At 71.5% G+C, this 20,257-nt stretch carries 16 protein-coding genes; 9 read left to right on the forward strand and 7 right to left on the reverse strand.

All coding sequences use genetic code 11. From position 1 onward, the window contains the following. The first annotated feature begins 6 nt into the window (after positions 1-6). The 6 genes from AC07AB_RS05380 to AC07AB_RS05405 are packed head-to-tail and all read left to right on the forward strand — an operon-like array spanning position 7 to position 5,762. Complete coding sequence (locus AC07AB_RS05380) at positions 7-1,074, forward strand: glucose-1-phosphate thymidylyltransferase (RefSeq protein WP_478560366.1); 1,068 nt, start codon at positions 7-9, stop codon at positions 1,072-1,074. 48 nt (positions 1,075-1,122) lie between these two features. Then, a complete protein-coding gene (gene rfbB, locus AC07AB_RS05385; RefSeq protein WP_478560369.1) occupies positions 1,123-2,139 on the forward strand; it encodes a dTDP-glucose 4,6-dehydratase in 1,017 nt (338 codons plus the stop codon). Continuing rightward, complete coding sequence (rfbD, locus tag AC07AB_RS05390) at positions 2,136-3,059, forward strand: dTDP-4-dehydrorhamnose reductase (protein ID WP_478560372.1); 924 nt, start codon at positions 2,136-2,138, stop codon at positions 3,057-3,059. Before rfbB ends, rfbD begins: the two co-directional genes overlap by 4 nt. Next, a complete protein-coding gene (locus tag AC07AB_RS05395; protein ID WP_478560375.1) occupies positions 3,047-3,655 on the forward strand; it encodes a dTDP-4-dehydrorhamnose 3,5-epimerase family protein in 609 nt (202 codons plus the stop codon). The genes rfbD and AC07AB_RS05395 overlap by 13 nt, the downstream gene beginning before the upstream one ends. Further along, a complete protein-coding gene (locus AC07AB_RS05400) occupies positions 3,652-4,695 on the forward strand; it encodes a FecCD family ABC transporter permease (RefSeq protein ID WP_478560378.1) in 1,044 nt (347 codons plus the stop codon). The genes AC07AB_RS05395 and AC07AB_RS05400 overlap by 4 nt, the downstream gene beginning before the upstream one ends. Positions 4,696-4,700: 5 nt before the next feature. Then, positions 4,701-5,762 (forward strand): FecCD family ABC transporter permease, encoded by a 1,062-nt coding sequence (locus AC07AB_RS05405; RefSeq protein ID WP_478561563.1) that lies wholly within the window; start codon positions 4,701-4,703, stop codon positions 5,760-5,762. Positions 5,763-5,812: 50 nt separating this feature from the next. On the opposite strand, the gene AC07AB_RS05410 is transcribed toward AC07AB_RS05405, so the two are convergent. From AC07AB_RS05410 to AC07AB_RS05420, 3 genes are all read right to left on the reverse strand, one after another. Beyond that, positions 5,813-6,910, reverse strand: a complete 1,098-nt coding sequence (locus AC07AB_RS05410; RefSeq protein ID WP_478560381.1) for a Glu/Leu/Phe/Val dehydrogenase family protein — start codon at positions 6,908-6,910, stop codon at positions 5,813-5,815. 322 nt (positions 6,911-7,232) lie between these two features. After that, positions 7,233-7,868, reverse strand: coding sequence for a LuxR C-terminal-related transcriptional regulator (locus AC07AB_RS05415; protein WP_478560384.1), 636 nt, complete (start codon positions 7,866-7,868; stop codon positions 7,233-7,235). 152 nt (positions 7,869-8,020) lie between these two features. Then, positions 8,021-9,928 (reverse strand): Xaa-Pro dipeptidyl-peptidase, encoded by a 1,908-nt coding sequence (locus tag AC07AB_RS05420; RefSeq protein ID WP_478560387.1) that lies wholly within the window; start codon positions 9,926-9,928, stop codon positions 8,021-8,023. 184 nt (positions 9,929-10,112) lie between these two features. Here AC07AB_RS05420 and AC07AB_RS05425 point away from each other — a divergent pair, with 184 nt between their 5' ends. Further along, on the forward strand, positions 10,113-11,615 hold the full coding sequence (locus AC07AB_RS05425) for a M1 family metallopeptidase (RefSeq protein ID WP_478560390.1): 1,503 nt from the start codon (positions 10,113-10,115) through the stop codon (positions 11,613-11,615). 78 nt (positions 11,616-11,693) lie between these two features. Here the strand turns inward: AC07AB_RS05425 and AC07AB_RS05430 are convergent, their stop codons facing one another. The 3 genes from AC07AB_RS05430 to AC07AB_RS05440 all read right to left on the reverse strand — a co-directional run bounded on the left by AC07AB_RS05430 (position 11,694) and on the right by AC07AB_RS05440 (position 15,051). Next, on the reverse strand, positions 11,694-12,602 hold the full coding sequence (locus AC07AB_RS05430; RefSeq protein WP_478560393.1) for a PDR/VanB family oxidoreductase: 909 nt from the start codon (positions 12,600-12,602) through the stop codon (positions 11,694-11,696). A gap of 22 nt (positions 12,603-12,624) precedes the next feature. Then, complete coding sequence (locus AC07AB_RS05435; protein WP_478560396.1) at positions 12,625-13,254, reverse strand: MSMEG_1061 family FMN-dependent PPOX-type flavoprotein; 630 nt, start codon at positions 13,252-13,254, stop codon at positions 12,625-12,627. A gap of 324 nt (positions 13,255-13,578) precedes the next feature. Further along, complete coding sequence (locus AC07AB_RS05440; RefSeq protein WP_478560399.1) at positions 13,579-15,051, reverse strand: amino acid permease; 1,473 nt, start codon at positions 15,049-15,051, stop codon at positions 13,579-13,581. A 298-nt stretch (positions 15,052-15,349) separates the two neighbouring features. Here AC07AB_RS05440 and AC07AB_RS05445 point away from each other — a divergent pair, with 298 nt between their 5' ends. Next, positions 15,350-16,084 carry a MerR family transcriptional regulator gene (locus AC07AB_RS05445; protein WP_478560402.1) on the forward strand — a complete coding sequence of 245 codons (735 nt, stop codon included), beginning with the start codon at positions 15,350-15,352 and terminating at the stop codon, positions 16,082-16,084. Positions 16,085-16,847: 763 nt separating this feature from the next. Then, positions 16,848-17,921 carry an acyltransferase family protein gene (locus tag AC07AB_RS05450; RefSeq protein WP_478560405.1) on the forward strand — a complete coding sequence of 358 codons (1,074 nt, stop codon included), beginning with the start codon at positions 16,848-16,850 and terminating at the stop codon, positions 17,919-17,921. Positions 17,922-18,078: 157 nt separating this feature from the next. Here the strand turns inward: AC07AB_RS05450 and AC07AB_RS05455 are convergent, their stop codons facing one another. Continuing rightward, positions 18,079-20,253 (reverse strand): 3-hydroxyacyl-CoA dehydrogenase NAD-binding domain-containing protein, encoded by a 2,175-nt coding sequence (locus tag AC07AB_RS05455; RefSeq protein WP_478560408.1) that lies wholly within the window; start codon positions 20,251-20,253, stop codon positions 18,079-18,081. Between the last annotated feature and the right edge of the window lie 4 nt (positions 20,254-20,257).

Consider the following 20,257-nt stretch of genomic DNA (forward strand, 5'->3'; position numbering starts at 1 on the left):
CCCCTCATGAAGGCACTTGTCCTCTCCGGAGGCACCGGCAGCAGGCTGCGCCCCATCACCCACACCGCGGCCAAGCAGCTCGTCCCCGTCGCCAACAAACCCGTGCTCTTCTACGGCATCGAATCGCTGGTCGCCGCCGGTATCACCGACATCGGCATCGTCGTGGGCGACACGGAGGCGGAGATCCGGGCAGCGGTCGGCGGCGGCTCCCGCTTCGGGGCCCGCGTCAGCTATCTGCCGCAGGCGCACCCGCTGGGTCTGGCGCACGCCGTGCTCATCGCCCGCGACTGGCTCGGCGACGACGACTTCGTGATGTACCTCGGCGACAACTTCGTCGTGGGCGGCATCACCGAGCTGGTCGAGGAGTTCCGCACCGAACGCCCCGACGCCCGCATCCTGCTGACCAAGGTCGACAACCCCAGTGCCTTCGGGGTCGCCGAACTCGACCCCGACGGCGCGGTGGTGCGGCTGGAGGAGAAGCCCAGCGCGCCGCGCAGCGACCTCGCGCTGGTCGGCGTCTACCTCTTCACCCCGGCCGTGCACGAGGCCGTACGGTCCATCACCCCGTCCCCGCGCGGCGAGCTGGAGATCACCGACGCCATCCAGTGGCTCGTCGACGACGGCCGCACGGTCCGCTCCACCGTCATCAGCGGCTACTGGAAGGACACCGGCAACGTGACCGATATGCTGGAGGTCAATCGCACCGTTCTCGAAGCCATGCCGCCCGCCGTGCTCGGCACGGTCGACGGCGCCAGCGAACTCGTCGGCCGGGTACGGATCGAGGCCGGCGCCAGCGTCGTGCGCTCCCGGATCGTGGGCCCCGCGGTCATCGGCGCGGGCAGCGTCGTGCGCGACTCCTATATCGGCCCCTCCACCTCGGTCGCCGACGACTGCCTGATCAGCGACAGCGAGGTGGAGTTCTCCATCGTGCTCGACGGCTCCCACATCGAGGGCGTCGGCCGGATCGAGGGCTCCCTCATCGGCCGTACGGTCCGGGTGACCGGCGCCGCCCGCGCGCCCCGCGCGCACCGCCTCGTCCTCGGCGACCACAGCCAGGTCCAGATCACCCCCTGACGCCGCGCAGACCCGACCGCCTGACCGCTCATCACCTCCTGGACACCCATGAGAATCCTCGTCACCGGCGGGGCCGGCTTCATCGGCTCCCACTTCGTCCGCACCCTGCTCGGCCCCGAGGGGCCCGGCGGAGCGCTCGCCGTCACCGCCCTGGACTCCCTGACCTACGCCGGAAACCGCGCCAACCTCCGTACGGTGGAAGGTGATTCGCGCTTCACCTTCACCCACGGCGACATCCGCGACGGGCAGCTCGTCGACTCCCTCCTCGCCCGCCACGACATGGTCGTGCACTTCGCCGCCGAGTCGCATGTGGACCGGTCCATCGAGGGAGGGCTGGAGTTCGCGTCGACCAATGTGCTGGGCACCCAGGTGCTGCTGGAGTCGGCGGTGCGGCACCGCATCGCGCGCTTCGTGCACGTCTCCACCGACGAGGTGTACGGCTCGATCTCCGCCGGGTCCTGGGCCGAGGACCAGCCGCTCGAACCCAACTCCCCCTATTCCGCGTCGAAGGCGGGCTCCGATCTGCTCGCGCTCGCCCACCACCGCACCCACGGACTCGATGTGTCCGTGACCCGCTGCTCCAACAACTACGGCCCGTACCAGTACACCGAGAAGGTCATCCCGCTGTTCACGACCCGGCTCCTGGACGGCGGCACCGTCCCGCTCTACGGCGACGGCGCCAACGTCCGCGACTGGCTGCACGTCGACGACCACTGCCGCGCGCTGCGGCTCGTGCTCGACGCCGGACGGCCCGGCGAGGTCTACAACATCGGCGGCGGCACCGAACTCAGCAACACACAGCTCACCGAGCGGCTGCTGGCCGCCTGCGGGGCCGGCTGGGACCGGGTCGAGCACGTCGCCGACCGCAAGGGCCACGATCTGCGGTACTCCGTCGACTGGTCGAAGATCCGCACCGAGCTGGGCTACCAGCCGCGCCACTCCTTCGAGGACGGGCTCGCCGAGACCGTCGACTGGTACCGCGCCAACCGGTCCTGGTGGTCGCCCGCCGTCCAGCCCCCGCAAACGGCCGCACCGTCGGCCGGGGTGCGCGGTGAGAGCCGGTGACCCGCTGGCTGATCACCGGCGCCGGCGGCATGCTCGGCCGCGACCTGTGCCGGCTCCTCGCCGCCGAACACGCCTCGGCCCTCCCGCTGACCCGCCACGACCTCGACCTCACCGACGAGCGCGCCGTCACCTGCGCCCTGCACCGCGCCCGCCCGGGCGTGGTGGTCAACTGCGCGGCCTGGACGGACGTCGACGCGGCCGAGTCCGACGAGGAGCGGGCGCTGCGCGTCAACGGCACGGCGGTGGGGGTCCTCGCCCGCGCCTGCGCGGCCACCGGCGCCCGGCTGCTGCACGTCTCCACCGACTACGTCTTCCCCGGCGACGCCGGGCCGCCCTACCCCGAGGACGCCGAGCCCGGCCCGCGCACCGCGTACGGGCGCAGCAAGCTGGCCGGTGAGCGCGCGGTCCTGGCCGAACTGCCGCGCGCGGGCACGGTCGTGCGCACCGCCTGGCTGTACGGGCCGTACGGCCGCAACTTCGTGCGCACCATGGCCGAGCGGGCCGCGGGCGACGGCGTGGTGGATGTCGTCGACGACCAGTACGGCCAGCCCACCGCCACCGCGGACGTCGCCCGCCGGCTCCTGGCGCTGGGCCGGGGGCCGCTGCGGCCCGGCGTCTTCCACGCCACCGCCGGCGGCCACACCACCTGGTACGAGCTGGCCCGCGAGGTCTTCCGGCTGGCCGGCGCCGACCCCGGCCGGGTGCGGCCCACCGACAGCGGCTCGCTGGGGCGCCCCGCGCCGCGTCCGGCGTGGAGCGTGCTGGGCCACGACCGGTGGGCCGCGGCCGGGCTGCCGCGGCCCCGGCACTGGCGCGACGCGCTGCACGCCGAATTCGCCGCCGTCACCGCGGGCACGGCGGGCACGGCGGGCGGCGGCGGAACCGACAGCATCCGAGGAGGGGCCTCATGCGCCCGATGACCATCGAGGGCGCGTGGACGCGCGAACCGCAGATCCACCGCGACGACCGGGGCAGTTTCCACGAGTGGTTCCGGGCGCCGGACTTCACCGCCGTCGCGGGCCGCGCCCCGGTGCTCGCACAGGCCAACTGCTCCCGGTCCCGGCGCGGCACGCTGCGCGGCGTGCACTTCGCCGACGTGCCGCCGGGCCAGGCCAAGTACGTCACCTGTGTGCGGGGCGCGATCCTCGACGTCGTGGTGGACCTGCGGCTCGGCTCGCCCACCTACCGGGCGTGGGAGGCGGTGCTCCTCGACGACGAGTCCCATCGCGCCGTCTACCTCTCCGAGGGCCTCGGCCACGCCTTCATGGCGCTCACCGATGAGGCGACCGCCGTCTATCTCTGCTCCACCGGCTACCAGCCGCGGCGCGAGCACGCCGTGCACCCGCTCGATCCGGAGCTCGGCATCGAGTGGCCGCGCGGCGTCGCCCCGCTGCTGTCCGAGAAGGACGCCTCGGCGCCGTCGCTGGCGCAGGCCGAGCGGGACGGCCTGCTGCCGTCGTACGAGGAGTGCCGGCGCTTCCGTGCCGGCGGCGGCTGCGAGAGCGGCGCGGCGTGAGCGCGGCCATCGCCGCCGCGGAGGCCGCGCCGCCCGCCGCGCCCGGCGCCCGGCGGGCCGTGCGGGCCACCGGTCTGCTGGTGGGGCTGGCGCTGCTGGCGGTGGCCGTGCTGGCGAGCATCTCCATCGGCGCCAAGCAGATACCGCTGGACCAGGTGTGGCACGGCCTGTTCGAGGCGACGGGCACCGAGAACGACCACATCGTGCGGGGGCTGCGGCTGCCGCGCACCGCGATCGGCGTCGCGGTGGGCGCGGCGCTGGGGCTGGCGGGCGCGGTGATGCAGACGCTGACCCGCAACCCGCTCGCCGACCCGGGGCTGCTCGGGGTGAACGCGGGCGCGTCGGCCGCCGTGGTCACCGCGATCAGCCTGCTGGGCGTCACCTCCTTCACCGGCTATCTGTGGTTCGCGTTCGCGGGGGCCGGGGTGGCGGCGGTGGCGGTCAACGCGCTGGGCGGCAGCCGGGCCGCGACGCCGGTGCGGCTCGCGCTGGCCGGCACCGCCGTCAACGCGGCGCTCTTCGGGTACGTCAACGGCCTCCAGCTGTGGGACCTGAGCGCGCTGGAGACCATGCGGCACTGGTCGATCGGCACCCTCGCGGGGCGCCGCGGCGATCTGCTGCTGCCCGCGCTGCCGTTCCTCGTAGTGGGCGCGCTCCTCGCGCTGGCCCTGGCCCGGCCGCTGAACGCGATGGCGCTGGGCGACGACACCGCGCGCTCGCTGGGCGCGCACCTCGGCCGTACCCGCGTGCTGTCCATCATCGCGATCACCCTGCTGTGCGGGAGCGCGACGGCCGTGTGCGGGCCGATCGGCTTCATCGGGCTGATGATCCCGCACGCGGTACGGGCGTTCTGCGGGCCGGACACCCGCTGGCTGTTCCCGTACTGCGCGGTCTTCGCGCCGGTGCTGCTGCTCGGCTCGGACATCGTCGGGCGGGTGCTCGTGCCGCCGTCCGAGATCGAGGTCGGGGTCGTGACCGCGTTCCTCGGCGGCCTGCTGTTCATCCAACTCGTCCGCCGGCGCAAGGTGGCCCACCTGTGAACGACCTGCGCGTCTCCGCGCGTCCGAAGGCTCCCGGCACCCTGGTGGTGCGCTCGCGCGGCGGGCTCTCGCTCCGCTTCCGGCGGCGCGCGCTGCTGGTCTGCGCGGTGCTGGCGGTGCTGGGGGCGGCTCTGACGGTGCTCTCGCTCGGCATGGGCGCGTACGAGCTGAGCCCGGCCGAGGTGGTCCGTACGCTCTTCGGCGACGGCCCGCCCGGCGCGGACTTCGTGGTGAACGAGTTGCGGATGCCGCGCGTCCTGGACGGGCTGCTGGCCGGTTTCGCAATGGGCATGAGCGGCGCGGTGTTCCAGTCGCTGTCCCGCAACCCGTTGGGCAGCCCGGACATCATCGGCTTCGGCAGCGGGGCGTCGGCGGGCGCGCTGGTCGCGATCATCGTGCTGGAGGCGGGGACCGTGCAGACCGCCGTCGGCGCGGTGGCGGGCGGGCTGGCGACGGCGTTCGCGGTCTATCTGCTGGCCTGGCAGCGGGGGGTGCACGGCTACCGGCTGGTGCTGATCGGCATCGGCGCGTCGGCGGTGCTCTCCTCCCTGACCAGCTATCTGTTCATACGGGCCGACATCGGCAAGGCCGCGGAAGCGGCCACCTGGATGATCGGCAGTCTGAACGGGCGCGGCTGGGGCGATGTGCGGGTGGCCGCGCTGGGGATCGTGGTGCTGGTCCCGGTCGTGCTGGGGCTCTCGCGGCGGCTGTCGATGCTGGAGATGGGCGACGAGGCGGCGGCCGCGCTGGGCGTAGCCCCGGAGCGCAGCCGTGTGTGGCTGCTCGCCACCGGCACGGGGCTGACGGCGATGGCGGTCGCGGCGGCGGGGCCGATCCCGTTCGTGGCGCTGGCCGCTCCGCAGCTCGCCCGGCGGCTGACCCGTTCCGCGGGGCCCAACGTGCTGCCCGCGGCCTGGATGGGCGCGGTGCTGGTCACCGCGGCGGACTGGACGGCGCAGCGGGTCTCGGGGTCGGCGATCCTGCCGGTGGGGGTGGTCACGGGCGTCGCGGGCGGGCTGTACCTGGCCTGGCTGCTGTTCCTCGAACGCAGATCGGGCCGGCTGTGACCGCCTGGGCGCCGCGCCGTTTCCCGCGCGCGGCGGGAGCACGGAGCGGCCTATCCCCGGCCGTGGTGGCGGGCCGCCCGGAAGGGCTGCCAGAAGGACCGTAGCGCTCCGACGGAGCGCAGCCGCTCCTCGGCGAGCAGTTCGGCGGCCCGCTCGGTGCTGATCCCCTCGGCCGCCGAGCGCGCGAAGATCTCCAGCAGCCGGTCGGGGATGGCCATGACGCGGCTGCGGGCCCGTTCCACCGCCGGGCCGCCTTCGTGCAGTTCGTCGACGACCTGGATGAGTCCGCCCGCGTTGATGACGAAGTCGGGTGCGTAGAGGATGTCGCGGTCCGCGAGCGCCGTGGCGTGCCGGGCGGCGGCGAGCTGGTTGTTGGCGGCTCCCGCGACGATGCGGCAGCGCAGGTCGGGGATGCTCGCGTCGTTCAGGACGCCGCCGACGGAGTTCGGGCTGAGGACGTCGACGTCGAGGCCGTAGAGCTTCTCGGGCTCCAGGGCCACCGCGTCGTAGGCGTCGGCCGCCCGCTCGGCCGCCGCCTGGTCGATGTCGCCGACGTAGAGCTGGGCACCCGCGTCGTGGAGGAGCGCGGCGAGCCGCCGCCCGACCTTGCCGACGCCGTCGACGGCGATGTGCCGTCCGGCCAGCACGTCGGAGCCGCCCCAGTGCAGCAGGCATGCCTTGATACCGAGGTAGACGCCGTACGCGGTCATGACGGCGGAGTCCCCGGAGCCGCCCTCGACGGGCTCGGTGCCGCGGGCCCAGCGGGTCTCGCGGCCGACGACGGCGAGGTCGGCAGGGGTGGTGCCCATGTCGCAGGCCGCGATGTAGCGGCCGCCGAGGCTCTCCACCGCCTGTCCGTAGCCGCGCAACACGGCCTCGGTCTTCAGGCGGGCGGGGTCGCCGATGACGATGCCCTTGCCGCCGCCGATGTCGAGTCCGGCGCAGGCCGCCTTGTACGTCATGGCCTGGGAGAGCCGCAGGGCGTCGTCGAGGGCCTGGGTCTCGGAGGCGTACGGCAGGAAGCGGGTGCCGCCGAGGGCCGGGCCGAGGGCCGTGGAGTGGATGGCGATCAGACACTTGAGGCCGGTGGTCTCGCAGGCGGTGAACAGCACCTGTTCATGGCCGGCGAAGCGGTCGAACACAGACATAGGAGTTCCCCCGGCGCCGAGTGGCGTGCTCGATTCGTGTCTGGTCTGAAACCGTGTATTCATGAGTGGGCCGCTCCGCCCCTCGCGTCGGCAGGGCCCACCGGGGCGACGGGCGGAGCGGTGCTGCGGCCGCGCGCCTCACCGCGCGTGGACCGCTCCGGATTTCGGCGGTGCGGCGTGGATGGCGTCTCCCCGTTCGCGCGCGCCTGGTGGACCAGTCATCCTAAGCGGGCTTCAACTACAGGGCATTGTCCCGACGGACACTGTTCACCGAATGCGCTGTCCGATCGGCTCCGTCCGGTGGTACGGACGGCCCGCCCGCTCAATCGCGGTGCGCGGCCCTGGCGTTCAGCCGGTTGCGGAACGCGAAGAGCGCGGCCCGTACCCGGTTCGGTTCGTCGATCTTCTGCATCGCACCGGCCAGATGCTTCTTCACGGTGGTCACGGCGAGATGCAGTTCCTCCGCCATCTCGGCGTTGCTCAACCCCTGGGCCAGCAGGCCGAGTACGGCGGTCTCGCGGCCGGTGAGCGAATGGACGGACGGCGGACACGACTCGTCCGCCATGCGCCGGTCGGCGAGCGGGGGCGGCGGTTCCTCCCTGGGCAGGCAGACGACGCCACCTTCGGAGACGAGCATGATGGCGTTGACGAGGGCGTCCCGCTCGGCGTCCTGCGTCACGCAGCCACTGCTGCCCGCGGCCAGCGCGTCGGCGAAACCGATGCCGTTCTCCGGGGACTTGACCAGGAGGACGGCACTGCCCGGGGCGCACCCCGGACAGTGCAGCCGCTTCGTCAGCAGCGCGAGCTGGACACGGTCCAGCGTGCGGAGGTTGACCAGGATGACGTCGGGTTTCAGCCGCTCCGCCAGGTCGACCGCGGCGTCGGGCCCCGCGGCTTCGCCGACCACCGTGAGCCCCGGCGCCTGCGCCAGCAGCGCCTCGAAGCCGGCCCGCGTCACGACCTGATCGTCTGTCAGGAGCAGCCGTACGCCCATCGCGCCCCCCGGAGTCCGGCCGGCCGCTCGGGGTCGCCGAACGCCGGCGGATGCGTTCAGCCTAGACGCCGGGCGGGTCGTGAACCAGACATCCGACGGGAGGCCGATGCCAGGGCCTAGGAGCGGGCGCCGCCCGATGTGGCGCGCACGAAGGCCGGGTAGCCGCCGACCACTGGCACCCGGGCGGCGCTTCGGGCGAGGTCGAGTGTCAGTTTCGGGGTGGTGGCGGCGGGTTCGATCAGCCCCTTGTCGGTGCCGGCCACGATCAGGGCCAGCCGGTGGCCCGCGGGGACGACATGGTCGCTCGCCGCGAGGTCCAGGGTGATGCGGTAGGGCTTGCCTGGGGTCAGCGGCTGTCCGTGGGAGAGGTCGGCGTAGTGGCCGAGATCGGCCCAGCCCCGGCTGAAGACGGTGTGGCCGGTCTCCTTCGTGTCGGCGGCGGTCCGTTTGAAGCAGGCGCTGTCGCCGGGCGTGCTGCTGCCCCAGCAGCTGCGGTCGGCGAGGGTTTTGATGCCTTCGCCGGCGCCCTCGTAGTCGCGGATGGTGTCGGGGCCGAGGTCGACGAGGACCGCCGAGAGATGGGCCGAGGAGGTGGACGGGGTGACCTTCAGGTCGACCTTCGACGAGCCGGACAGGCGCAGGTCGTGGCTGAGCACGGGGGTGGTGAACCCGGTCTTGGCCGGGGTGGACCGGTCGATGTCGGCCGCCCAGTCGTTCTCGTTCAGCTTCGGGTCGTCCGTGTACGAGGCGGTGGAACCGGCCGGTGCGGGCTTGACGCCGAGGGTGCCGACGCCCGCGTCCGGGCCGCCGGCCGGGCGGAGGGTGGTGGCGGAGGCGGCCCGCGGCGGCCAGACCCGATCGGTGCTCCACTGGTCGGGGTGGCGCTCGATGTCGGCCATCGGCTCACGCTCGACGCCGTTGCGGTAGCCGAGGAGGTAGTGGTCGAACCAGCGGTGCAGCGTGTCGGTCCACTCGGCGCGGCGGAAGTCGAACGGATCCACGTGGCCGGTCTGCGAGAGCCAAATTTTCCGCTCGACGCCGTTCCGGGCGAGCGCGTCCCACCACTGGCCGAAGTGCTTGGTGCGCACGTTGAGGTCCTGCATGCCGTGCACGACGAAGACGCTGGCGCGCACCTTGTCGGCGTCCGGCACGTAGTCGCGCCCGGCCCACAGCGGGGTGAAGTCGCCGTTGCGGGGCGCGCCCTCGACGAGCTCGCGCTGCACGGCCTGGCAGCGGCCGCGCGCCTCGGAGCTCTCGATGCCGTTGGAGAGCTGGTCGGGGCCGCCGTCGTAGAGGGCGGCGCCCTTGGCGAAGTAGTAGTCGTACCAGGAGCTGATGCCGCCGATGGGCACGATGGTCTTGAGGCCCTTCACCCCGGTGGCGGCGACGCCGTTGGCGATGGTGCCGTCATAGCTCTTGCCGATCATGCCGACGGCGCCGGTGGTCCAGTCCGCCTTCACCTTCGCGTCGCCCGTACGGTCGCGGTAGCCGCGGGCACGCCCGTTCAGCCAGTCGACGACGGCCTTGCCGGACTGGATGTCGGAGCGGCCGCCGACGTCCACGCAGCCGTCGGAGCGGTTGGTTCCGGCGAGGTCGACCAGGACGGTGGCGTAGCCGCGCGGCACGAAGTAGTTGTCGTAGTAGAGGGGGAAGAGGACTGGTTTGCCCTGGGCGTCGTAGGTCTTCTTCTGACTCTCGTTGCCGCGTCCGCAGCAGGAGTAGTAGGGGCTGGCGTCCATGATCACGGGCACCTTGCGGCCCTGTTGGGCCGCTTCGCGGGGCCGGACGATGTCGACGGCGACCCGGTCGCTCTTGCCGTTCGAGTCGCCGTCGAGCCTGGTGTCCACCCATACGGACTCGCGTATCGCGTGTGCGTAGGAGTAGACGGGTCTGCTCTGCCCGCCGGAGCCGGAGTGCGCCGCGCTCGCGGGGCCCGGTGCGAGGAGCACGGCCGACAGGGCGGCCACGGCCGCCAGGACGAGGATTTTCCAGGGGATGCGGCTCTGCCGCGCGCGTAGGGACACGGCGGGACCGTAGCGCGAGTGAACTCCTGTGCAGAAGGGGGCGAACGGTTTGCTCGTGGGGCTGGACAGGGCGTTGATGTCGGCGGAATGGCAGTCGTATGACATGACGCGCCATGGACAACTCTCCACGCCGGTGAGTACATAGGCTTCGAAAGATCGTTCCCCCTTACGAGTTGGAGGATTCGTGCGTCACAGACTTATCGTCCCGAGCGCTGCCGCCGTCGCAGGTCTGCTGCTGGCGATCCCCGCATCGGCCGCCGGCGCCTCGCCGGGCGCGCCGGGCATAGGGGACCCCTATTACCCGGATTCCGGCAATGGCGGATACCACGTCTCCCATTACGACCTGCGGCTGAAGTACCAGCCGAAGACGGACGAGCTGCAGGGCACGGCGACGCTGGTCGCCACGACCACCCAGGCGCTGTCCCGCTTCAACCTCGACTTCGCGCTCGATGTGAGCGAGGTGCTGGTCAACGGGAAGAAGGCGAAGTTCGCCCGGTCCGGCGCCCATGAGCTGGAGATCACGCCGCCCGCCGCGCTCGACTCCGGCAAGCAGATCAGCGTGGTCGTCCGCTACCGCGGCATACCTTCGAAGGTCGTGGTCAACGGCAGCACGTCGTGGCAGCGCACGCCGGACGGCGGGGTCGCGGCCCAGGAGCCCGAGTCGGCGTGGTGGTGGTTCCCCAGCAACGACCACCCGCGCGACAAGGCCACGTACGACGTGTCCGTATCGGTGCCGGACGGTACGCAGGCGATCAGCAACGGCACGCTCCAGACGAAGAGTTCCAAGCTCGGCTGGACGCGCTACAACTGGCGCTCCAGCAAGCCGCAGGCTTCCTACCTGGCCACTCTCGCGGTCGGCAAGTTCGACATCACCACCGACACCACCGCGAGCGGGCTGCCCGTCATCAACGCCTACAGCAAGGATCTCGGGGCGAACGAGGGCGCGGCGAAGGCCAGTGTCGAGCGGAGCGGCGAGGTCGTCGACTGGCTCAGCTCCGTCTTCGGCCCGTACCCCTTCGACGCGGTCGGCGGGTACGTGCCGAACGTGCCGTCGCACTTCGCGCTGGAGACGCAGACCCGGCCGTTCTACAGCCCGGTGCAGTTCGTGAGGGGCGCCAACACCTCGGTGGTCGTGCACGAGCTGGCCCACCAGTGGTACGGGGACAGCGTCTCGGTGAAGAACTGGCGCGACATCTGGATCAACGAGGGGTTCGCGAGCTACGCGACGTGGTTGTGGTCGGAGAAGGAAGGCGAGGGCACCGCCCAGGAGCTCGCCGACTACACGTACGCGCAGTACCCGGCGGACGACCCCTTCTGGACCGTGAAGCCGGGCGACCCGGGCGCGGACAAGCAGTTCGACGCGGCGGTGTACGACCGGGGCGCCATCGCGCTCCAGGCGCTGCGCAACAAGGTCGGCGACAAGGACTTCTTCGCCATCCTCAAGGGGTGGCCGGCGGCGAACCAGTACGGCAACGCCTCGGTGCAGGACTTCGAGAAGTTCGCGGAGCAGGTCTCCGGCAAGCCGCTCGCCTCGCTCTTCGACACCTGGCTGTTCAGCACCTCGCGGCCGGCCCCGCCGACCGCGGCGAAGGCCGGTGTCACCGCACGGAGCGTGCACGGCAAGCCCGCGGAGCCCAAGTCCTGGAAGAAGATCCAGGCCGCGCGGAGCGTGCACGGCACGCACTGACGGCGGTACGTACGTACAGCGAGGGGGTTCTTCGCGCCGCTCCAGGCGGCGGGGGCGCGAAGAACCTCGCCGGGGGGCTCAGAGGTCGAGGACGAGCCGTTCGGACAACGACCGGGAGACACAGGCGTACATGCGGCCCGCGGGGGCGCCGATGTCGTCGCGGTGTTCCGGCTCGCCGTCGAGGACGGCGAGTTCGCAGCTGCCGCAGACCCCTTCGCGGCATCCGGAGGGCACCGGGCGTCCGGCGTGGGTCAGGGCGTCCAGCAGCGACTCGTCGGCCGGCACCGGGACGGTCTGCCCGGACCGGGCGCACACCGCCTCGAACGCCGTGTCGGGCCCGAACGTCTTGGGCACCGGCTGGAACCGCTCCGCGTGCAGCCGTTCGGCGGGGAACGCGGCCTCCGCCTCGGCGAGCATGGAGGCGGGGCCGCAGCAGTAGACCAGGGCGTCGGGGCTCAGGGCGGCCGCGAGGGCGTCGAGGTCCGGCCTGCCCTGCTGCTTCGTCGCGACGATCCGTACCCGGTCGCCGTAGCCGGAACGCAGCTCGTCGGCGAAGGGCATGGTCTCGGCCGACGCTCCCGCGTACACCAGCAGGGCGGGCCGTCCCGCGTTGGTAGCCGCCCGCAGCATGGGCATGAGGGGGGTGATACCGATCCCCCCGGCGAGGAACAGGTACTCCGGCGCGGGCGCGAGCGGGAAGTGGTTCCGCGGCACGGAGACGTCGAGGGTCCGGCCCTGGCGCAGGAACCGGTGGATGTACTCCGAACCGCCCCTGCTCAGCGGGTCGTGGCGGACGGCGACGCGGTAGGCGTCCCGGTCGGCCGGGTCCCCGCACAGCGAGTACTGCCGGGTCAGCCAGTTCGGCAGGGCCAGATCGATGTGGGCGCCGGGCTCCCAGGGCTCCAGGGGGCCGGTGGTGGCGCGCAGGGTGAGGGCGACGACGCCCTCGGCGATCCGGTCGATGTGCTCAATGGCGGTCTGTTGCATCGGGGATTCCCTCGCGGCCTGGTCAGTAGAGCTTGCGGTAGGCGTCTTCGAGGTCGTCTTCGACCAGCGACGGGTCGACGTCGATCCCGAACTGCGCGACCGCTATCTCGGCGAACCGCGGCATCTCCTCGGCGAGGGCCTGGCTGTCGGGGTCCCACAGCCGGGACCGGACGATCGCCCGGCCGCAGTGGAAGTACGCCTCCGTCACCTCCACGACGATCGCCAGCTCCGGCTCCCTGGCCTCGGTCCGCATCCGCGCGAGGACGTCGGGTTCGTCGGTGGGGTAGGCGCGGCCGTTGACGCGCAGCGTCTCCCGCAGGCCCGGGATCAGGAAGAGCAGCCCGATGCCGTCGTTCTCGGCGAGGTTGCGGAAGGAGTCGGCGAGCTTGTTGCCGGGCCGGTCGGGGATCGCGAGCGTGTGCTCGTCGAGGACCTTCGCGAAGCCCGGGTAGTCGCCGCGGGGCGAGCAGTCGACGCGGCCCGCCGCGTCCGACGTGGCCATCGTCAGGAACGGTGAGTGGGCGATGAAGAGGCGGAAGTACGTGTCGATGCGGTCCTGGATCTTGGCCTTGACCATTCCCTCGGGCTCTCCGAGCCGAGCGCGGACCTCGGCCGGGGACACCCGCCGGGGGCGCGTGCTGGCTTGCGTCATGGAGATTCCTCCGGGATGTGCGGGGGACGGCGGCCGACGACGACCGGGCCGGAGCCGCGATGCGCCGCTCCGTCGCAGTTCACAGCACCATTGTGAGCAATTATTCAGGTCATATGCTACTCGCATTCGAGGCACCGCCCCGGAGGGTGACGCGCCTCCGGCCGGAGCGGACTTCGGCCACGTGAAAGCGCCGCCGGGTGAGTGCGGCACTCACCCGGCAGCGCATCCGCACCACCACTGCTCACATTTTCGCCTGGCACGGCCGTGCGGCGGAGGCCGCGGACCGGGTCTCCGGGCGGGCGCTCACCGCCTCGGAGCCGCCTCTCAGCCGCTGTCGGCCATGCGCTCGCGCTCGGCGGCCGCCCGGGCGACCCGGCCGCGGGTGGCGAACCAGCCGGCGACCAGGCAGGCGGCGATGATCGGGACGATCATGACCGTGCGCCGGCCGACGCCGCCGTCGTACCACATGAGCACGATCACGCCGAGCAGGAAGACGATCGTGACGATGTCGGTGACCGGCGTGCCGGGAAGGCGGAACTTCGGCCGCTCCAGCAGACCCCGCCGGGACTGGCGCACGAAGGCCAGGTGGCAGAGCATGATCATGCACCAGGCGCTGATGACGCCGAGCGCGGCGATGTTGATGACGATCTCGAACGCGTCTTTCGGCAGCCAGTAGTTGAGCCCGACGCCGAGCACGCCCACGCCCGAGGTCAGCAGGATGCCGCCGTACGGCACTTGGTGACGGTTCATCACGCCGGTGAACTTCGGGGCGGAGCCGGACATCGCCATGGAGCGCAGGATGCGACCGGTGGAGTACATGCCGGAGTTGAGGCTGGACATCGCCGCGGTCAGCACGACCAGGTTCATCACATCGCCGGCCGCCGGCACGCCGACGTGCGACAGCACGGTCACGAACGGGCTCTCGTTGGCGGAGTAGCCCTTGTACGGCATCAGGAGTGCGAGCAGCACCACGGAGCCGACGTAGAAGACGCCCACCCGCCACATGATGGAGCGCACGGCCTTGGGCACGATCCGCTTCGGGTCGGTGGTCTCGCCCGCGGTCACGCCGACCATCTCGACGGCGGAGTAGGCGAAGACGACGCCTTGCAGGACGACCACCACCGGCAGCAGACCGGCCGGGAAGATCCCGCCGTTGTCGTTGATGACGCTGAGCCCCGGGGCGTGTCCGTCGACCTTGTGGCTGGTGGCCAGCAGGAAGATGCCGATGCACATGAACGCGACGAGCGCCGCGACCTTGATGATCGAGAACCAGAATTCCAGCTCGCCGAAGATCTTCACCGAGATGAGGTTGATCGCGAGCACCACGGCGAGCGCGATGAGCGCCATCACCCACTGCGGAATGTCGGTGAACAGGCTCCAGTAGTGGGTGTAAAGGGCGATCGCCGTGACATCCGCGATGCCGGTCGTCGACCAGTTCAGGAAGTACATCCACCCGGCGACGTACGCGCCCTTCTCGCCGAGGAATTCACGCGCGTAGCTGACGAACGAGCCGGAGGACGGGCGGTGCACGACCATCTCGCCCAGGGCGCGCACGACGAAGAAGGCGAACAGGCCGCAGACCGCGTACGCGATGGCCAGCGCGGGCCCGGCGGAGGCGAGCCGGCCGCCGGCGCCGAGGAAGAGGCCGGTGCCTATCGCGCCGCCGATCGCGATCATGTTCACATGGCGGTGCTTGAGCGCCTTGCTGTATCCCGCGTCCCCGGCGTCCTGCGCGGGTGGCGCGCCTCCCCCGTCCGGAGATCGTGGCGTGTCGTCCTGGACGGTTTCGGTGCGCACAGCTGTGTTCTCGCCTTCGGTCAGGTGATGTATCGCCGTCACCCGTGCCCCGCGCATCTCACGGGGCGGGTCAGCGGCACACCTTCCCCCCACGGCCACACACCTGTCTGTGGGCTGGATCACAGTGCGGCGGCGCGCCAGTTGGGTTGCGCGCATATGTCGAGAATCGGATGCGGGGAACCTCAAGGACGGCTCAAGCCCGAGCGCGGGCACGATGGACGCCGGGACCCGCCGCCGCCTGCACACCCTCGGCGCGCTCATCTTTCACAACTCCGGTGAGACAGCAATACTGTTCAACATGCATGAGTCCGCGACCGACCTCACCGTGGATGAGCTGGCCGCCCGCGCGGGCGTCACGGTCCGCACCATCCGCTTCTACAGCACGCGCGGACTGCTGCCCCCGCCCGAGATCGGCCCCCGCCGCATCGGCCGCTACGGCCCCGACCACCTCTCCCGCCTCGCGCTCATCGAGGAGTTGCAGCACCAGGGCATGACGCTCGCCGCCATCGAACGCTATCTGCGGCAGCTGCCGCCCGACCTCAGCGCCCAGGACCTCGCCATCCACCGGGCGCTGGTCGCCACCTGGGTGCCCGACCAGGCGGAGGAGGCGACGCTGCACCAGCTGGAGCGGCGCGTCGGGCGCGAGCTGACCGCACAGGACCTGGACCGCCTGACGGCGATGACCGTGCTGGTGCGGACCGAGGCCCCAGACCTCTTCCAGGTCGACCCGGGCCTGCTGCATCTCGGGGTGCGGTTGCTGGACGTACCGATCGCCCTGGAGACGATCCTCGCGGCCCGTACGGTCCTGCTCCAGCACACCCGCTCGGCGGCCCGGGAGCTGACGCGGCTCTTCCATGACGAGGTGTGGGGGCCCTACCGGGCCAAGGAGCCGGACCTTGAGCAGGTGGCGGCGATGAAGTCGCTGTCCGCGCATATGCAGCCGCTGGTGGTCCAGGCGCTGGTGACGGCCTTCCAGCGCTCACTGAAAGAGGAACTCCGCGCCACGTACACGGACGAGCAGGCGCACGAGTAAGGCGACCACGGTAAATCCCTATTACCGACCCGCCACTTCGCATCCCTGAGTGCCAAAAACGAATCACGGTTGCATATTGAGGGCAGCCTTTGCCAACTCTTTATTGAGAGGGACCGTTCGGTCATTTGTGGCCGCGAGCCGTAGATTCCTTCACATGTTTCGCACTATTCTGGAAACATCACGCGGCCTTCACCGTCGCCGCATGCCATCGGGAAGGACCTTCCGTTGACACTCCGTGCGAGCGGCGCTCACGTCGTTGGAATCGCCGCTATGGCCGCATCCGACGTGGCGACCGGCTTCCGTTCCCGCCTGCCCTCGCGGATCGCCGGGGTCTTCTGACACACGGCGTCAACTCCCTCTCCCGGCAGGGCTGCCATGGGGCGCCGATGCCGCTGAAAGGCATAAGGCCGCCGTCGAAATAGGCCGGAGCGGGGGACGACGCCCCGGCCACCGAGTCGGCCTGAACCACTTCCGGCGCCCCGGCGAACGGCGCGGCCCTCGCCGACGCCCCCTGGGCCGGGCCCGGAACGCATCTCACGCGACGCCGCGGGCGCGCTCAACGAGTGGGCGAACACCGGTGACGCGACGCCCGGTCCACCCGTCCTCCTCAGTGACGGCCGACGACCCGTCCGTCTCCCGCCCCAGCCCCCCGTCGACACCGCAGCGCGGTGGAACGGCGCAACCCCGTTCCTCCCTTCACCCTGGACCTCCGATGCCCCCGATAACCGAAACGGCCACAAGAAGACCCCTCCCGCGGGCCGTCGTGCAGACGCGACTGGATTCGCTCACGGGTCTGCGCTGGTACGCCGCGCTGCTTGTCTTCTGCTACCACTTCGCCTACGAGGCGGACTTCGCCGGCTCGGCCCATCTGACCGCGGTATTGCGGAGAATCACGCTGGCCGGCCCCTCCGCGGTCTCGCTCTTCTTCATTCTCTCCGGATTCGTGCTGGTCTGGTCGGCGCGGATCGGCGACAAGCCGAGTGCGTTCTGGCGACGCCGGTTCGCCCGCATCTACCCCAGCCACGCCGCGACTTTCTGCGTCGCCGCGCTTCTGCTGGTGTGGCAGGGGAAATCGCTGATCTCATCCATCGCCCTGGGAAATCTGAGCCTGACCCAGGCATGGGTGCCGAACCGGGACGACTGGTGGTTCGGCTACAACGGCGTCTCCTGGTCACTGAGCTGCGAATTCTTCTTCTACTTCAGTTTCCCGTTCCTCGTCCCGCTCATCCGCCGGCTGTCCGCCCGTGGCCTGTGGACCGCGCTGATCGCCGGAAACCTCGCCGTGGTGCTGTTTCCCTTCCTCACGAGCTCGCTGGAGGGGGCGACGGGCTGGCACTCGAAGTTCTTCCTCTACATGCTGCCGCCGGTGCGACTGACCGAGTTCGTGATCGGCATCGTCCTCGCGCTCCTGGTGAAGGGCGGCCACTGGCGCGGTCCGGGAACGTTCGTGAGCCTCGTACTGTCCGGCGCGGCCGTCTTCGTGCTGCCGCCCCTGGTGCCCTACGCGTTCCACTGGAACGCCTGCACGGTGATCCCCTACACGCTGCTCATCGCGGCGGTGGCCCGCAATGACGTCAAGGCGAAGCCTTCCCTTCTCAGCCATCGCGTCCTCGTATACCTGGGGAAGATCTCTTTCGCCTTCTATCTCACCCACGAGATGGTCATATTCGGCCTGAACCATCTCCTCGGATCACACCGCCTGCCGCCGGTCGCGCATGCCGCCCTGGTGATGGCGGTCTCCTTGGCCGGAGCGGCACTGCTGCACACCTGCGTGGAGAAGCCGGGGGTGAGGTTCCTCATGCCGCGGCGGCGGGCCCCCCGGCCGCAGCCCGCATGACCCGCGGTGCGGCGGGTCGCGCGCCCAGCCCCCGGCGGGCCCCCGCGCGACCGACCAGGCCGGCGGCCCGCCGGAGCCGCCGCATCCGCCCAGGCTGGCTGTGCCCCGGCGGCGGCAGCAGCGGCAACAGCCCGGCGGTAGGCGTGGATCCGCTCGGCTACCCGTCCGTGAACCGCTCCCCCGCCTCCGCCTTGGCCACCAGCAGCGCCGGCGGCGCGAAGCGGGCCCCGTAGGTCCGCTGGAGTTCGCGGGCGCGGGCCACGAAGCCCGGGAGGCCGCCCGCATAGCCGTTGATGTACTGGAGCACGCCGCCCGTCCAGCCCGGGAACCCGATGCCGAGGATGGAGCCGATGTTGGCGTCGGCCACCGACGTCAGCACACGCTCCTCCAGGCAGCGGACCGAGTCCAGCGCCTCGGAGAAGAGCATCCGCTCCTTCATGTCCTCGAAGGGGATCGGCGTCGCGCCGGGGCGGGCGAAGTGTTCGCGCAGGCCGGGCCAGAGGCCCACCCGCTTGCCGTCCGCGTACTCGTAGAAGCCCGCGCCGCCGCTCCGCCCGGGGCGTCCGAACTCGTCCACCATCCGGTCGATGACGGTGTCGGCGGGGTGCTCGGTCCAGGTGGAGCCGGCCTCCTCAGCCGCCCGCCGGGTCGCGTCGCGGATCTTGCGCGGCAGGGTGAGGGTCAGCTCGTCCATCAGGGAGAGGACCTTCGCCGGGTAGCCGGCCTGGGCCGCGGCCTGCTCCACCGAGGCGGGGTCGGCGCCCTCGCCGACCATGGCGACGCCCTCGTTGATGAACTGGCCGATGACGCGCGAGGTGAAGAAGCCGCGCGAGTCGTTGACGACGACCGGGGTCTTGCGGATCTGCCGCACCAGGTCGAAGGCGCGCGCCAGCGCCTCGTCCCCGGTCCGGCCGCCCTTGATGATCTCGACGAGCGGCATCTTGTCGACGGGCGAGAAGAAGTGCAGGCCGACGAAGTCGCGCTGCCGCTCGACGCCCTCGGCGAGGTCGGTGATGGGCAGCGTCGAGGTGTTGGAGCACAGCAGCGCGTCGGGCTCGACGATGTGCTGGATCTCCTGGAAGACCTTGTGCTTGAGGGCGGCGTCCTCGAATACGGCCTCGATGACGGCGTCGCACCCGGCGAGGTCCCGCGGGTCGGCGGTCGGGGTGATGCGGGCCAGGAGCGCGTCGCGCTTCGCCTCGGTCGTACGGCCCCGGGCGAGCGCCTTGGCGAGCAGCTTCTCGGAGTACGCCTTGCCCTGGGCGGCGGCCTCGGGCGTGACGTCCTTCAGTACGACCTCGATGCCGGCCCGTGCGCAGGAGTAGGCGATGCCCGCACCCATCATCCCGGCGCCCAGCACGGCGGCCTTGCGGACCGTACGCGGTGCGGGGCCGGTCGGGCGGCTGGCGCCGGAGTTGACGGCCTGGAGGTCGAAGAAGAACGCCTGGATCATGTTCTTGGCGGTCTGGCCGGTGACCAGGTCCACGAAGTAGCGGCCCTCGATGGTCTGCGCGGTCTCGAAGTCGACCTGCGACCCCTCGACGGCGGCGGCCAGGATGTTGCGCGGGGCCGGGTAGGGGGCGCCGCCGGTCTGCTTGCGCAGGTTGGCGGGGAAGGCCGGGAGGTTGGCGGCGAAGCGCGGGTTCGACGGGGTGCCGCCGGGGATCTTGTAACCCTTGATGTCCCAGGGCTGCTGGGAGGCGGGGTGGGCGGCGATGAAGGCGCGGGCCTTGGCGAGCATCTCCTCGGGGGTGGCCGCCACCTCGTGGATCAGCCCGGCCTCCAGTGCGCGCCGGGGCGCGTACTGCGTGCCCTGGAGGAGCACCTTGAGCAGGGCGTCGGCGATGCCGAGGAGCCGTACGGCGCGGGTGACGCCGCCACTGGCGGGGAGCAGGCCGAGGGTGACCTCGGGCAGGCCGATCTTGGAGCCGGGCGCGTCGAGGGCGACGCGGTGGTGGCAGGCGAGGGCGAGTTCGTAACCGCCGCCGAGGGCCGCTCCGTTGATGGCGGCGACGACGGGGACGCCGAGGGTCTCGATGCGGCGCAGGTCGCGCTTGATGCCCATGCTCGTGTCGAACGCCCGCTGGGCGCCGTCGGACTGGACGGCGATGAGCTCCCGCAGGTCGCCGCCGGCGAAGAAGGTCTTCTTGGCCGAGGTGAAGACGATGCCGCGTACGGTCTCCCGCTCGGCCTCCAGCCGGTCGGCGACGGCGTGGAGGGACGCCTGGAACGCCGCGTTCATGGTGTTGGCGGACTGGGCGGGGTCGTCCAGGGTCAGGGTGACGACGCCGTCGCCGTCCTGGTCCCAGCGGATGGTGCTGCTCTGGGTCATGTCA

The sequence above is a fragment of the Streptomyces sp. NPDC044033 genome, assembly GCF_056434425.1.

Excerpts from the sequence above, each read along its gene's own strand:
- AC07AB_RS05380 (WP_478560366.1), top strand. The coding sequence starts at position 7 with ATGAAGGCACTTGTCCTCTCCGGAGGCACCGGCAGCAGGCTGCGCCCC.
- rfbB (WP_478560369.1), top strand. The coding sequence starts at position 1,123 with ATGAGAATCCTCGTCACCGGCGGGGCCGGCTTCATCGGCTCCCACTTC.
- AC07AB_RS05395 (WP_478560375.1), top strand. The coding sequence starts at position 3,047 with ATGCGCCCGATGACCATCGAGGGCGCGTGGACGCGCGAACCGCAGATC.
- AC07AB_RS05410 (WP_478560381.1), bottom strand. The coding sequence starts at position 6,910 with ATGTCTGTGTTCGACCGCTTCGCCGGCCATGAACAGGTGCTGTTCACC.
- AC07AB_RS05430 (WP_478560393.1), bottom strand. The coding sequence starts at position 12,602 with ATGCAACAGACCGCCATTGAGCACATCGACCGGATCGCCGAGGGCGTC.
- AC07AB_RS05435 (WP_478560396.1), bottom strand. The coding sequence starts at position 13,254 with ATGACGCAAGCCAGCACGCGCCCCCGGCGGGTGTCCCCGGCCGAGGTC.
- AC07AB_RS05445 (WP_478560402.1), top strand. The coding sequence starts at position 15,350 with ATGCATGAGTCCGCGACCGACCTCACCGTGGATGAGCTGGCCGCCCGC.
- AC07AB_RS05455 (WP_478560408.1), bottom strand. The coding sequence starts at position 20,253 with ATGACCCAGAGCAGCACCATCCGCTGGGACCAGGACGGCGACGGCGTC.